We start from the raw sequence: 13,928 nt of genomic DNA on the forward strand, positions 1-13,928 counted from the left end.
ACGATGGGATCATCATGACCAGCTACTTCATCACCGGAGGCAGCGGATTCATCGGTCGGCGTGTCATCGAGCGTCTTCTGACCGTCGACCCCGATGCGACCGTCCACGCACTCGTGCGCGAGTCGTCGCGGTCCGCCTTCACCGCCATGCTCGACGAACTCGGCGCGGGTGAGCGCGTGACACCCGTCGTCGGCGACCTGACCAGTCCGGGCCTCGGCATCGACCCGGCCGGGCTGCCCGACATCGACCACGTCGTCCACCTCGCCGCGATCTACGACATGGCCGCCGACGCCGAGTCGCAGCGAGAGGCCAACGTGCTCGGCACCTCGCGGGTCGCCGACTTCGCGATCGCCCGCGACGCACTCATGCACCACGTGTCGTCGATCGCAGTGGCCGGCGACCACCGCGGACGCTTCACCGAGGCCGATTTCGAGGTCTGCCAGGGTTTTCCGACGGCGTATCACCGCACGAAGTTCGAGGCCGAACGCGTCGTGCGCGAACGCGAGGGTCTGCGGTGGCGCGTGTACCGCCCGTCGATCGTGGTCGGCGACTCGCGGACCGGCGAGATGGACAAGATCGACGGCCCCTACTACTTCTTCGGGCATCTGGCGATGCTCGGCCGGCTGCCTCGTGTGCTGCGCCTGCCGATGCCGGATCTCGGCCGGCTCAACATGGTGCCGGTCGATTACGTCGCCGCAGCGATGGTCGCGCTGATCGCCGTGCAGCCGGATCGCAGCGGACTGGTGTTCCACCTCGGCGACACCCGGTCGTTGACGACCACCGAGATGTACAACGCCCTCGCCCCGGCGTTCGGCGCCCCCAAGGGATTCGACGCGGTCCCGCACCGCCTGGTCGAGCCCGTGCTGAACCTCTCCGGCATGGGGGCGGCCAAGGTGGGGCGCGATCTGATCGCCGCACAACAGGGCATCCCCGCCGCGGTGCTCGACGCGGTCTCGCTGCCGGTGGAGTTCTCTTCCGACGCCACGATCGCCGTCCTGCACGATCACGGCATCAGCGTGCCGGACTTCACCGAATACGCGCCCGGGCTGTGGCACTACTGGTCCCACCATCTCGACCGTTCGCGCAACCGGCGTCGCGATCCCCGCGGACCGCTGGTGGGCAAGAACATCCTCATCACCGGGGGTTCGAGCGGCATCGGCAAGGCGACCGCCCGCATGTGCGTCGCCCGCGGCGCCAACGTGATCATCGTGGCCCGCAACGCCGACGAACTCGACGCGGCGGTGGACGAACTGAATTCGACGACCAGCAAGCAGGGCATCCCGCCCGGGCGCGCGGTCGCCTACCGGTGCGACATCACCGACGAGGAGTCGGTCAACGCACTCGTCAAATCGGTGCTCGCCGAACACGATCACGTGGACGTGCTCGTCAACAATGCCGGGCGGTCGATCCGCCGCGCCGCGATCAACTCGGTGGACCGCGCCCACGACCACCACCGGGTCATGGCGGTCAACTACTTCGGGGCGGTGAATCTCACCCTCGGCCTGCTGCCGCACATGGTGGAACGCCAGTCCGGCCACATCGTGAACGTCACCTCGATCGCGGTGCAGTCCCGCGGGCCGCGGTTCGGCGCGTACGCGGCGTCGAAGGCGGCGCTGGAGGCGTTCGGCGACGTCACCGGGACCGAGACCGTGTCCGATCACGTGACGTTCAGCAATGTTCGTCTGCCGCTGGTCAAGACGCGGATGATCGAGCCGACCGAGGCCTACCGCGACCAGCCCGGGACCTGGGACGTCGACAAGGCCGCGGCACGCGTGCTGCACGCGATCGTCCACCGGCCCAAGCGCGTGAGTTCGGTGTTGGGTACGATCGCCGAGATCGGTCATCGGCTGACCCCGGAGCTGACCACCCGCATCCTGCACCAGGAGTACCTGCTGGTCGGCGAGTCGGCCGCGGCGATGGGCCGCCGCCCCCGCACGGGTGGTCGCGACGCGTGATCGACACCCCGTACCTGGAGGTCGACGTCGACCGCCTGGACCGCAACCTCGCCGCGCTCGCGGCGTCGGCCCGCCGGGCCGGGGTCGACGTCCGGCCTCACGCCAAGACCCACAAGTGCGCCGAGATCGCACGCAGGCAGATCGATGCCGGCGCGGTCGGGCTGACGGTCGCGACCGTCGGGGAGGCCGAGGCCTTCGCCGACGCCGCAGGCATCACCGGCTGCACCGACCTGTTCATCGCATTCCCGCTGTGGGCCGGAGCGGAGAAGTCCGCCCGGCTCCGTGCACTGGCCGAGCGCGTGTCGCTGCGCATCGGCGTCGACTCCGTCGAGGGCGCACGGCATCTCGCCGGGTCGCTGGACTCGGCGCCGGTGCAGGTCCTCGTCGAGGTGGACTCCGGACAGCACCGCACCGGCACGGCGCCCGATCGGGCCGGCGAGGTCGCGGCCGCGGCGTCGGCCGCGGGACTCGACGTCATCGGGGTCTTCACCTTCCCCGGCCATTCGTACGGACCCGGCCAGACACGCCGCGCCGCGGCGGTCGCCGAGGTGGAGGCGCTGGCCGTCGCGGCCGAGAGCCTGCGCCGGGCCGGTGTCGAACCGCGGGTGCGCAGCGGCGGCTCGACCCCCACGGTCGGCCTGCTCGGTGAGGTGGGGTCGGGTGTCCTCACCGAGATCCGGCCCGGGGTGTATCCCTTCAACGACGCCCAGCAGGTCGAGATCGGCTCCTGCGGTTTCGACGACGTCGCCCTCACCGCGGTGGCCACCGTCGTCCGACGCGACTGCCGGCGGATCGTCCTCGATTCGGGCAGCAAGATCCTCGGCGCGGACCGGGCCGCCTGGGCGACCGGGTACGGCCGGCTCCTCGACCACCCCGACGCCCGCATCGTGCAGCTGTCCGAGCATCATGCGGTGGTGGAGTTCGGGCCGGACACCCCGACCGACGACATCCCGCGTGTCGGGAGCCTCGTGCGAGTGGTGCCGAACCACGTCTGCAATGCGGTCAACCTGGTCGACGAGCTGATTGCGATCGACGGCGAGGACACCCGCTGGCCGGTGATCGCGCGGGGCCGCAACAGCTGACGCGGTATCGGCGGGGCGGTTCACTCGTACACCCCTTCGACGATCCACTCCCCTCCCCGATAACACAGCAGCAGCGCCCGAGAGTCGTCGAGCAGGACCTGTGCGCGTGCGACGAGACCGCCGGCCGCCGATCGATCGAGGTCGGCCGGCCACGGTCCCGCCCACCAGCTCAGACCCCAGCAGGCCGGGCGGCCACGCCCGGCGGACTCCGGCAGGCGGACGGTCACCGGCTCGGCCGAGAACGCGCCCCGCTCGGTCACCGTCACCGGACCGCCGGACGCGTCGAGCACGCAGATGGCGGTCTCCACCAGCACCGCCGGGGTGGGTTGCGGCAGGCTTCCCGGCCAGGGCGCCGACGGGTCGCGTTGCGGCGTGGGCTCGTCGCCGAGGGCGACCATGGTGATCCGCTCGGCGGGTCCGCGACCGCCGCTGAGCACCGGGATGCGGACCGCGTCGCCGCCCAGCAGGCCCTGGATGCGGACCAGGGAGCGTCGGGCGCGTTCCTCGGTGTCCGGGTCGTCGGCCCGGCCGTCGGAGATCTGATGGTGCAGGGCACCGGCCTCGACGACCTCCACCGGTTCCAGCCGTAGCCGCACGATCGGGGAATCCGGCCGATCCTGCGTCCGCCCGCGCCGCCCGCCGGTCAGCCAGCCCTCCAGCTGCCACCGGATGCGGTCCGCGGTCGACTCCGGCGTCAGCGGCTGTGCGCAGTGCCAGGTCCGCGAATGGTGTTGTCCGCGTTCGGTGGTCGCCTCGATGGTCAGACGCGTGCAGGCGACCGCGGCGTCACGCAACCGCCGGTGCAGTCTCTCCGCGAGCGTGCGGCCGATGAACGCGGCGACGTCGATCCGGTCGACCGGCGGGTCACAGGCGTGGTCGACGGTCAGCTCGGTGGGGACGTACCGGCCCGACGGCACGCGGCCGGGCAGCGCGTTGGCCAGCCGGTGCGCGACGACCGCATCCCGCGCGAATCGGGTCGCCACGTCGGTGATGTCCATGTCGGCGAAGGCGCCGATGGTGGAGATGCCCAGCCGCCGCAGCAGGTCGACCAGTTCCGTCCTGGACGGATCGGCGAGGCTCGGTTCGAGGGCGAGGTCGGCAATGGGCCGGTCGGCGAGGTAGGCCCGGTCACCGCCCGGGGGCACCTGGTGTCCGTGCCGGGCGGCGAGGACCGCGGTGAACACCTCGTCGGCGATGCCCACCTGCGATTCGATGCCGCAGGCCGACACCACGTCGACGAGTTCCTCGGCCAGCGTCTCGATGCCGCCGAAGTAGCGGGCCGCGCGATCACCGGGGATCACCACGAGCCCGGGTCGCAACACCTCGAGGGTCGGGATCAGCTCGGCCACCGCGGCCACCACCGGTTCGAACAGGCGGCGGTCGCGCCCCTCGTCGGCGGTCACGACGGTCATCTCCGGGCACACCGCCTGGGCCTGCCGCTTGCGCATGCCGCGCCGGACCCCGACCGCCCGTGCCGACGCCGAACAGGCGACGACCCGGTTGGCCGACAGCACCGCCACCGGATGCAGCGACGGCAGGTCGGATTCCGCGGCCGCGGCCATGGCCGGCCAGTCCGGGCACCAGAGCGCGAGGGTGCGTCTGCTCATCGTCGTCATCCCGCTAGTTCGCGACGGCCAGAACCGGGCGGACGGCGGTCGTCGAGACCATCTCGACGGTGCGATCCGCCCCCTGTCCACGGACGACGAGCTCGACCTCGGTGTTCTGCGACTGCCGCCCCCGTCCCGATGCGGTGACCTGAAGGCGCATCCCGCCGATGCGCCCGTAGCCGCTGCGCGCCGAGTCGAGGTCGGTGGGCGCCGACACCAGCGGCGCGTGCCGGTAGGTGAGCACGCGCGCGGAGATGCTCAGCTGCGCCCCCGGCCATCCGGCGCCGGCGACCAGCAGGACCGACGACTGCTTGCGGACACGGCCGGCCACGACCCGGGCCCGCGACGGGGCGACCGAGTCCGTCCCCGAGCCCGTCGGCCCGAGCCGTCCGAGGACCACCAAATCCATGCCGTCGAGCAGCACCGCGGCGACCTCGACCGGATCGGCCCCGGGCTCCGGGACGGTCGCGATGCGCGAGAGGTCGGCCCCCATCTCCACCGCCGACAGCAGGCTCAGCCGCGGCATCCCGACGATCCCGACCCGGCCACCGGCGCGGGTCACCGACGCGACGAGCGCCACCAGCAGCGAGTTGGCACCGTCGAACCGAGCGACGATTCCTCGCGGGATGCCGTTGTGCGGCAACACCTCCGACAAGGCTTCCGGGATCGGCAACACCCCTGCGGACGGATCACGGACCTCCACCGAGGACTGGTCGGGGCGTCCGGACATCGCCGCCAGGCGGCGACGCAGAACCGTCAGTTCATCGGCACGATCCGACACATCCATGACACTCTCCAGTCGCGTGGTGACACTCGAGCGAGCCGGGAAGTTGCTGCGCCATCTGCGTTGAACAGGTCGAACAGGTCTGGAAACGACCGTCGAGACCGAGGTCTCGCCGCAACGATCATTCGAACACCTTTTCGATACCCAGAGAGTAGGACCACCCACCGACAAGCGTCAAACATCGAGGACAGGACATCGGAGAACACGCGTAACATGTTGCACGGGAGCCTCTTTCGCCACATCCGACCCGCAGGGAGCACGAAATCGCGGGTTGTGGACGGGATCGCCGTTCGACGGCCGACGCCGCCCCAACCCACAATCGGTCCCCAGGCCCATACGGCCGGCAGGACTCAGAACAAGGTGAGCGCGTGCTGCAGTTCGGGAGCGGCCACCGGGCCGAGCCGACCCGAATCCGGATCACCGCCCGCCTGCCGCAGACCACCCGATCCGGCGAGCCCGTGCTTGCGCACCAGCGGCTGCATGCGTTCGCGCAACCACGACGAGTACTCGAGGGTGACGTACGCCCCGCGGCCGTACAGCCCCCGATACCGGCGGATCAGCGCGGGATGCTCCTCGGCCAGCCACTCGAGGAACCACGGCTTCGTCGACGACCGCAGGTGAAGGGGAAACGCGGTCACCCCCGTCGCGCCGGCCTCGGCGAGCGCGCCGAGCAGTTCGTCGAGGTGCGCCTTCGAATCGGTCAGGTACGGGATGACAGGTGCGACCATCACATGCGGCGCGAGCCCGGCGTCGGCGAGATCACGAATGAGCGACAGCCGCGCCCGCGGCGACGGCGTCCCCGGCTCGATCCTCTTCTGCAGATCCGGGTCGACGATGGCCAGCGAGATCCCCACGCTCACCGGGACCTGCCCCGCGGCCTGCCGCAGCAGGGGCAGGTCACGCCGGATCAGGGTGCCCTTGGTGAGTATCGAGAACGGGGTCCGCGACTCGGCCAGCGCCCCGATCACCCCCGGCATGAGCCGGTAGCGACCCTCGGCTCGCTGGTAGGGGTCGGTGTTGGTGCCGAGCGCGACGGTCTCCCGCGTCCACGAGCGACGCCTGAGCTCCTTGCGCAACACCGCGGCCACGTTGAGCTTCACGACCACCTGCGAGTCGAAGTCCTCACCGGCGTCGAGATCGAGGTATTCGTGCGTGGGACGGGCGAAGCAGTACCGACACGCATGCGTACACCCTCGAAAGGTGTTGACGGTGAACCGAAACGGGAGATGCGATGCCTCCGGGACACGATTGAGCGCGCTCTTTGCCAGCACCTCGTGGAACGTGACACCCTCGAAATCCGGGGTCCGCACCGACCGCACGAGGCCGGAGCGGCTCAACCCGGGAAGCGCCCCGTCGTCGACCTCGACCGCCTGTTCGGACCATCGCATGAAACGAGTCGAACACATGTGCGAGAGAGCTGTCAAGCGCGCTGCCCGCCGGAACGGCCGCGCGGTTATCATCGCCGTATGCCACCGTCCCCCGGAGCCCACCACACGCCAGGTCCGCAGTACCTGGTGGCCGGCCGATACCGCCTGAAGTCGCGGATCGGCGGCGGCGGGATGGGCACGGTGTGGCTGGCCAGGGACCAGCTCCTCGACCGCGACGTCGCGGTCAAGCAGGTCGTCTCCACCGAGGGACTCACCGAGGACACCGCCGACAACATCCGCCGGCGCGCGATGCGCGAGGGTCGCATCGCGGCCAAGCTCTCCCACCGCAACGCGATCGCCATGCACGACGTCGCGCTCGACCGGGGCGAGCCCTGGCTGGTGATGGAGTACCTGCCGTCGCGCAGCGTCGCCCAGATCCTGCACGCCACAACGACCCTCACCCCCACCGAAGCCGCCCAGATCGGCGCGCAGGTGGCCGACGCGATGGTCGAGGCGCACGCCGCCGGCATCGTGCACCGCGACATCAAGCCGGGCAACATCCTCATCGCCGAGGGCGGGCGCAACGCGGGCCTGGTCAAGATCACCGACTTCGGCATCTCCCGGGCCAAGGACGACGTGTCGCTCACACAGACCGGCGTGATCACCGGCACACCTGCGTATTTCGCACCCGAGGTAGCCCGCGGCGCCGAGCCCTCGGAGGCCTCCGACGTCTACTCGCTGGGTGCCACGATCTACACGATGGTCGAGGGTCAACCGCCGTTCGGGGTCGACGACAACTCGATCGCGTTGCTGCACAAGGTCGCCAGGGCGCGCATCAACCCGATGAAGAACGCCGGAGAACTCGAGCCGGTCCTGCTGCGACTCCTCGAGCCGAGCCCCACCAAGCGGCCCACGATGGCCGAGGCCCGCGACATGCTGGCGTCCGTGGCCGCCGGCACGCGCGGCACTCGCGAGCAGGTGTTGACCGGGCTCATCACGCGGCCCGGCGCCGGCACCCCGGTGTGGGCGCAGCGCAGCGGCAACCGCTCGTCGACCACCGGCGGTCACCGCCCGGTCGGCGCGGCGACCCTGCTGCCCGACTCCCCGGCCGGCGACGCCGACCGCGCCTCGCGCGACATCCCGCAGACGCGCGAGGCGCACGCGCCGACGCTGATGTCGACCCCGCAGCCCTACTCGGTCCGGCAGCCGTACCCGGCGCCGCAGTATTCGACGCCCCGACCGCCCGCATACCCCGACCAGTCCCAGGGATGGGTGCGCCAGGCACGCGACACCGCCACGTCGAGCACGGCTCTGGCGGTGTCGATATTCGTGTTCTTCGCGGTGCTGGCCGTGCTGGTGGTGCTGCTGATCGCGCTCTGGCGGTGATCCCGGGGTGAGGTCGCCCCGGGGTCTCACACCAGGGACGAGCGCATTGCGCGCCGACTGCCCTCGGCAGTGGCGTCAGCCGATGTGACGCGTTGCGGCCCAACGTGTCAGCGCGTTGCGGTTGGACTGCTGGGTCTTGCGCAACACGTTGGAGGCGTGGGTCTCGACGGTCTTGATCGAGATGAACAGCTCCTCGGCGATCTCGCGGTAGGTGTACCCACGGGCGAGCAACCGCAGGACCTCGAGTTCGCGTCGTGTCAGCGAGTCGAGTTCGGGGTCGAGCGGCGGCTCGGGTGCCGTCGACTTGCCGGTGAACGAATCGAGCACGAACCCTGCCAGGCGCGGGCTGAACACCGCATCGCCCTCGGCGACACGACGGACCGCGTCGGCCAGTTCCGAGCCGTCGATGGTCTTGGTGACGTAGCCGCGGGCGCCGGCACGGATCGTCGCGATGACGTCCTCGGCGGCGTCGGACACGCTGAGCGCCAGGAAGACCGGGGTTCTCTCGGAGTCGGGTCCCACGCGGTCGAGGACCCCGCGCAGCACCGCCACGCCGCCGCCGGCGGGCATGTGGACGTCGAGCAGCACCACGTCCGGACGTGCGGCGACGATGCCGTCGATCGCCTCGCCGACCGTGCCGGCCTCGCCGATCACGCGCAGCCCGGCCTCGTCGGCGAGTTCGGCGCGCACGCCGGAACGGAACACGGCGTGGTCGTCGACGAGGAACACCGTGTACATCGGCGGCGCGTCGGCCTCGGCGTCCGTGTGCGACGTGCTCGTGGGGAACTGTTCTCCGGTCATCTCACCTTCCGGTTGTCCGCTGGTTGTCGATCCGCCTGCGACTGCTCGGCCGTCCCCGGCCCGTCCTCGCCGGTCCCGGCAGGGACATCCGCGGCACGGGCACCCTCGGCGGGGGTCTCGTAGGCACTGCTCTCCTCGACCGGGACGCCGTCGCCGCGCGGCATCGTGAGCGCGACATTCGTCCCGCGGCCGGGGGTCGAGGTGATCCGCGACCGCCCGCCGACGCGTTCCATGCGTGCACGGATCGACTTGTCGATGCCCTTGCGGTCCTCGTCGACCAGCTCGGGGTCGAAGCCCTTCCCGCGGTCGCGCACGTAGACCTCGACCTGCTCGTCGGTGACCTCGCAGTAGACGTCGACACTGCGCTCGCCGGAATGCTTGGCGGCGTTCACGAGCGCCTCGCGCGTCGCACCCGCGAGCGCGGACCAGCGTTTCGCGTCGCGGGCGTCGCTGGGCCTCAGGTCGCCGACGGTGATGACCTCGACCTCGATGCCGTAGGCGTCCTCGACCTCGGCGCCCACGCTGCGGATCGCGGCGGCGAGCGAGCCACGCTGCTGCGCCGGGTCACCGAACAGCCAGGCGCGCAACTCGCGCTCCTGGCTGCGGGCGAGCCGGGCCACCTCCTCGGGCCGATGCGCCTTCTTCTGGATCAGCGCGAGCGTCTGCAGCACCGAATCATGAAGGTGCGAGGCGATCTCCTCGCGTTCGGCGTTGCGAATCCGGGCCGCCCGCTCCTCGTTGAGGGTGCGCCACATGCGCATCCACAGCGGAACGGTCAGCAGGACGACGCCGATCAGCGTCGCCACCACCGCCAGGATCGTCGTGTTGAGCCCGCCGAAGCTGCGGTCGCCGGCGACGACGATCACCACCAGTCCGCCGACGACGAGCACGACGCCGCCCACCAGCCGCGTCCACGTCAGCAGCGGCGTGCGCGGGGTCCGGTGGGAACTGTCGAACTCGCGCCAGACCAGGCTCGCGCCGATGGCGACGAACACGAACGGGACCAGGTATTCCGCCGGCGTCCCCGACGCGGCGAAACCGACCACCGACATCGCCACCAGGCCCAGCACCGCCAGGCCGAGCGACTGGCGACGCTCCCCCGGCGCAGGCGGTTCGGTGTCCTTTCCGGGCGGGCAGAAGAACCACAGCAGACCGTAGGCCGCCACGCCCGCGCCGGCGAGCGCCGCGAGGACGACGAAGACGATCCGGACCCGGAAGACGTCGACTCCCAGATGGTCGGCTATACCGCCCGCCACACCGGCGATCACGCGGCCGCCGTCCCTGCGCACCAGTCGCGGGACAGGCTCCACCTCCGTTCGAGTCACACCTCGATGTTCCCATGTTCGTCAGAGCGCGGCATCGGGGTTCACCCCCGATTCCCCGCCGCGGCCCTCAGGGTCGCCGGCCTGCCCCCGACCCCGGATCGGTGCAAAATCAGGGATTCTCCCCGATGTGCCCGGGGTGTGGGAGAGAGCACGATGACCGGCATGGACACCAAGGAGTTCCAGAGTCAGCTCACACAGATGTGGGCAACCCGCCCCGTCCGGCCGGAGAACCGCACCGTCGCCGGCGTGTGCAGCGGCATCGCCGCCCGTTACCGCGTCGATCCCACCCTCGTGAAGGTCGCGTTCGTGGTGTCCGCGCTCTTCGGCGGCAGCGGTCTGATCCTCTACCTCGCGGGCTGGGTCGCCTTCCCCAGCGCCAACCGCGCCCGCAACCAGGCCCTGCGCGAGCCGGCGTCGACCGGGCGGCAGGACGGGGGCCGCGGTCGCGGGCTCCACAATCCGCAGGTCCTTTTGCTCATCGTGCTCGCGATCGTCGTGATCACCTCGATCGGCCCCAACCGCACGTGGGGCTCGGGCGGGATAGTCGGCGCGATCCTGATGCTCGGCGGGTGGTTCCTGCTGTACCAGCGCACGCCCCGGCCGCCGGCCGGCACCAGCATCGACACGGTGACCGCCCTCGCCGACGTCGTGGTCCCGCCGCCGACGGCGGGCCAGTTCGAACGCTGGGTGCCGCGCGCCATGAGCGGCACGGCCGCCGTCAGCCCCGCCTCGACGGGTGCGGGTTCGCCCACCGTCGACATGCGGAAGGTCCCCACGGCGTCGGACACCGGCACGCCGAACACCGGTTCATCACCCGAGACCCCCTCTGACACAGCCACTTCGAAGGAGAACGGCGTGACGGACAACCCGACGAGCAGGATCGATCTGCACAAGAGCACGGCCGACGCCCCCGGTACGTCGACGACCGGCATCTCGACCGCCGACCGCTGGACGCCGCCGGCGACACCGACCCCGGCCTACGACGAGATCGACGCCAAGCCGCCGTCGTGGGACCCGCTGGGCGCCGCTCCGTTCGCATGGGATCTCCCCGAGCCCTCATCCCCGGAACCGCCGCCCGTGCCGACCCGGCGCCGCCGGTCACCGCTCACGCTGGTGGTGCTCGGTCTCGCGGTGATCGTCGGCGCCATCGGCGCCGCCCTCAACCAGAGCGGAGTCGACTGGTTCACCGTCCCGCGCATCCTGTCGATGTGCCTCGCCGTGGTCGGCGTCGGTCTGGTCGTCGCCTCGCTGATGCGCCGCCGCACCGGTGAACACAGCACCGGGCTGGTGCCGGTCGCCATCCTGCTGGGCATCGCGACGATCGTCACCACGGCCGCGAGCGGGATCGCCGTCCCCGAGGGCGGGGTCGGCGACCGCACGTGGAAGCCGTTGACGGAGAACGACATCCAATCCGAGTACCGGCTCGGGGTCGGGGAGATGACGCTGGACCTGCGGGAGGTCGATCTCACCTCGGACCGGCGCGTGGAGCTGCGCAACGGCATGGGCGTGATCGAGGTGCTCGTCGGAGACGACATGAACGTCCGCGCCAGCTGCAACACGGGGATCGGCAACATCACCTGCCCGAGCGGTCTCGACGGCGGACGTGACGGCACCGACGGCCCGGTCCTGGAGATCGACGCACACACCGGAATGGGAGAGGTCAAGGTCCTGCGATGAACGACGGCACCCACGACGAGACCATGAACCGCGAATCCACCCACCGCGCACCGGGCCTGGGAATCCTCGGAGTCATCGCGCTCGCGGTGGCCGCTTGGGGCCTCGCGGGCGGCCCGTCACTCCCCGACGCCGCCGACCTCGGCTGGATCGCCGTCGGCGTCGGCGTCCTGATCGGCCTGGTCCTCATCGTCTCCGGGGCACGGGCGCGCTGCTGATCGAGGCTCCCGACGACTCGGCGAGGGGAAACGGAAAAGCGTCAGGGCCGGCGAGATCTCGCCGGCCCTGACGCTTTCGTCATGCGGAGCGCGTCACTCCCACTCGATGGTGCCCGGCGGCTTGCTCGTCACGTCGAGAACGACTCGGTTGACGTCGGGGACCTCGTTGGTGATGCGCGTGGAGATGGTCTCGAGCACCTCGTAGGGCACCCGGGTCCAGTCCGCGGTCATGGCGTCCTCGCTGGAGACCGGGCGCAACACAATCGGGTGGCCGTAGGTGCGGCCGTCGCCCTGCACGCCCACGCTGCGGACGTCGGCGAGCAGCACCACGGGGCACTGCCAGATCTGGCTGTCGAGACCGGCCGCGGTGAGCTCCTCGCGGGCGATGAGGTCGGCCTTGCGGAGCGTCTCCAGACGGTCCGCGGTCACCTCGCCGACGATGCGGATCGCCAGGCCCGGCCCCGGGAACGGCTGGCGGGCGACGATCTCCTCGGGCAGGCCGAGCTCGCGGCCCACCGCGCGGACCTCGTCCTTGAACAGCAGGCGCAGCGGCTCGACGAGCGTGAACTCGAGGTCCTCGGGCAGTCCGCCGACGTTGTGGTGGCTCTTGATGTTCGCGGTGCCGCTGCCGCCGCCGGACTCCACCACGTCCGGGTACAGCGTGCCCTGGACGAGGAACTCGACCTTCTCGCCGGCCTCGGCCTCTTCGCCGAGCACCTCGCTCACCGCACCCTCGAAGGCGCGGATGAACTCGCGGCCGATGATCTTGCGCTTGGCCTCGGGGTCGGTGACGCCCGACAGCTCGCGCAGGAAGGTCTCCTCGGCGTCGACGGTGACGAGCTTGGCGCCGGTCGCGTTGACGAAGTCGTGCTGGACCTGTTCGCGCTCACCGGCCCGCAGCAGGCCGTGGTCGACGAAGACACAGGTCAGCCGGTCGCCGATGGCCCGCTGGACCAGTGCGGCCGCCACCGCGGAGTCGACACCGCCGGACAGGCCGCAGATGGCCCGCCCGTCGCCGATCTGGTCGGCGACGGCGTCGATGAGCGCGTCGGCGATGTTGGCGGCGGTCCAGGTGGCCTCCAGGCCCGCGACCTCGTAGAGGAAGCGCGTGAGGACCTGCTGGCCGTGCGGGGTGTGCAGCACCTCGGGGTGGTACTGGACTCCGGCCATCCGGCGCTCGAGGTTCTCGAAGGCCGCGACCGGCGCCCCCGGCGTCGAACCGGTGACGGTGAAGCCTTCCGGGGGACGCTGCACGGCGTCGTTGTGGCTCATCCAGACCGGCTGGGTGTCGGAGAGACCCTGGTGCAGGATGCCCTCGCCGTTGAGGCTCAGTGTGGTCCGGCCGAACTCCCGGCCGCCGGTGTTGGCGACCTCGCCGCCGAGCTTGGCGGCCATCGCCTGGAAGCCGTAGCAGATGCCGAACACGGGGACGTCGAGGTCGAGGAGTTCCGCGTCGAGGCCGGGCGCGTCCTCGGCGTACACCGACGCCGGTCCGCCCGAGAGGATGATCGCGACCGGATTCTTCGCCTTGATCTCCTCGATCGGGGCGTCGTGCGGGACCACCTCGGAGTAGATCCGGGCCTCACGTACTCTCCGGGCGATCAGCTGCGCGTACTGCGCTCCGAAGTCGACGACGAGGACGGGACGGGGGCCCTCGAGGAAATCCTCTGCTGAAGAATCTGTCACCCGGTCGAGTCTAACGGGCGCCACGACGTGAAATACTTCGACA

11 protein-coding genes are annotated in these 13,928 nt (G+C 70.9%); 5 read left to right on the top strand and 6 right to left on the bottom strand.

The features are described from left to right. Positions 1–14: 14 nt before the first annotated feature. Together GP2_RS08225 and GP2_RS08230 are read left to right on the top strand one after the other, a co-directional pair. A complete protein-coding gene (locus GP2_RS08225) occupies positions 15–1,955 on the top strand; it encodes an SDR family oxidoreductase (RefSeq protein ID WP_006900029.1) in 1,941 nt (646 codons plus the stop codon). Further along, a complete protein-coding gene (locus GP2_RS08230; protein WP_006900030.1) occupies positions 1,952–3,037 on the top strand; it encodes an alanine racemase in 1,086 nt (361 codons plus the stop codon). The genes GP2_RS08225 and GP2_RS08230 overlap by 4 nt, the downstream gene beginning before the upstream one ends. 20 nt (positions 3,038–3,057) lie before the next feature. On the opposite strand, the gene GP2_RS08235 is transcribed toward GP2_RS08230, so the two are convergent. The 3 genes from GP2_RS08235 to GP2_RS08245 form a co-directional block, all read right to left on the bottom strand. Next, positions 3,058–4,644, bottom strand: coding sequence for a DNA polymerase Y family protein (locus GP2_RS08235; RefSeq protein ID WP_006900031.1), 1,587 nt, complete (start codon positions 4,642–4,644; stop codon positions 3,058–3,060). Between the two features lie 13 nt (positions 4,645–4,657). Further along, positions 4,658–5,431: a DnaE2-dependent mutagenesis accessory factor ImuA' gene (imuA', locus tag GP2_RS08240; RefSeq protein ID WP_006900032.1), complete on the bottom strand. Its 774-nt coding sequence runs from the start codon at positions 5,429–5,431 to the stop codon at positions 4,658–4,660. A 347-nt stretch (positions 5,432–5,778) separates the two neighbouring features. Next, a complete protein-coding gene (locus tag GP2_RS08245) occupies positions 5,779–6,816 on the bottom strand; it encodes an Rv2578c family radical SAM protein (RefSeq protein ID WP_006900033.1) in 1,038 nt (345 codons plus the stop codon). A gap of 78 nt (positions 6,817–6,894) precedes the next feature. On the opposite strand from GP2_RS08245, the gene GP2_RS08250 reads away from it, so the two are divergent. After that, the gene (locus GP2_RS08250) at positions 6,895–8,181 is read left to right on the top strand and encodes a serine/threonine-protein kinase (RefSeq protein ID WP_006900034.1); all 1,287 of its coding nucleotides are present in this window, start codon (positions 6,895–6,897) and stop codon (positions 8,179–8,181) included. 75 nt (positions 8,182–8,256) lie between these two features. On the opposite strand, the gene GP2_RS08255 is transcribed toward GP2_RS08250, so the two are convergent. After that, the gene (locus GP2_RS08255; protein ID WP_006900035.1) at positions 8,257–8,982 is read right to left on the bottom strand and encodes a LuxR C-terminal-related transcriptional regulator; all 726 of its coding nucleotides are present in this window, start codon (positions 8,980–8,982) and stop codon (positions 8,257–8,259) included. Beyond that, entirely contained in the window at positions 8,979–10,307 is a 1,329-nt protein-coding gene (locus GP2_RS08260; RefSeq protein ID WP_006900036.1) for an ATP-binding protein, read from the bottom strand. Before GP2_RS08260 ends, GP2_RS08255 begins: the two co-directional genes overlap by 4 nt. Positions 10,308–10,460: 153 nt before the next feature. On the opposite strand from GP2_RS08260, the gene GP2_RS08265 reads away from it, so the two are divergent. Then, on the top strand, positions 10,461–11,984 hold the full coding sequence (locus GP2_RS08265; protein WP_006900037.1) for a PspC domain-containing protein: 1,524 nt from the start codon (positions 10,461–10,463) through the stop codon (positions 11,982–11,984). Then, a complete protein-coding gene (locus tag GP2_RS08270; RefSeq protein ID WP_006900038.1) occupies positions 11,981–12,199 on the top strand; it encodes a hypothetical protein in 219 nt (72 codons plus the stop codon). The genes GP2_RS08265 and GP2_RS08270 overlap by 4 nt, the downstream gene beginning before the upstream one ends. A 93-nt stretch (positions 12,200–12,292) precedes the next feature. Here the strand turns inward: GP2_RS08270 and guaA are convergent, their stop codons facing one another. Further along, positions 12,293–13,885, bottom strand: coding sequence for a glutamine-hydrolyzing GMP synthase (guaA, locus tag GP2_RS08275; protein WP_040526636.1), 1,593 nt, complete (start codon positions 13,883–13,885; stop codon positions 12,293–12,295). Positions 13,886–13,928: the final 43 nt, after the last annotated feature.

The sequence above is a fragment of the Gordonia paraffinivorans NBRC 108238 genome (genome assembly GCF_000344155.1).
In the GTDB taxonomy this organism is placed as follows: domain Bacteria; phylum Actinomycetota; class Actinomycetes; order Mycobacteriales; family Mycobacteriaceae; genus Gordonia; species Gordonia paraffinivorans.

What these genes read in the sequence shown, in the direction of transcription:
- GP2_RS08250 (WP_006900034.1), top strand. Translation starts at nt 6,895, where the DNA reads ATGCCACCGTCCCCCGGAGCCCACCACACGCCAGGTCCGCAGTACCTG.
- GP2_RS08265 (WP_006900037.1), top strand. Translation starts at nt 10,461, where the DNA reads ATGACCGGCATGGACACCAAGGAGTTCCAGAGTCAGCTCACACAGATG.
- GP2_RS08225 (WP_006900029.1), top strand. Translation starts at nt 15, where the DNA reads ATGACCAGCTACTTCATCACCGGAGGCAGCGGATTCATCGGTCGGCGT.
- GP2_RS08245 (WP_006900033.1), bottom strand. Translation starts at nt 6,816, where the DNA reads ATGCGATGGTCCGAACAGGCGGTCGAGGTCGACGACGGGGCGCTTCCC.
- GP2_RS08235 (WP_006900031.1), bottom strand. Translation starts at nt 4,644, where the DNA reads ATGAGCAGACGCACCCTCGCGCTCTGGTGCCCGGACTGGCCGGCCATG.
- GP2_RS08270 (WP_006900038.1), top strand. Translation starts at nt 11,981, where the DNA reads ATGAACGACGGCACCCACGACGAGACCATGAACCGCGAATCCACCCAC.
- GP2_RS08255 (WP_006900035.1), bottom strand. Translation starts at nt 8,982, where the DNA reads ATGACCGGAGAACAGTTCCCCACGAGCACGTCGCACACGGACGCCGAG.
- imuA' (WP_006900032.1), bottom strand. Translation starts at nt 5,431, where the DNA reads ATGGATGTGTCGGATCGTGCCGATGAACTGACGGTTCTGCGTCGCCGC.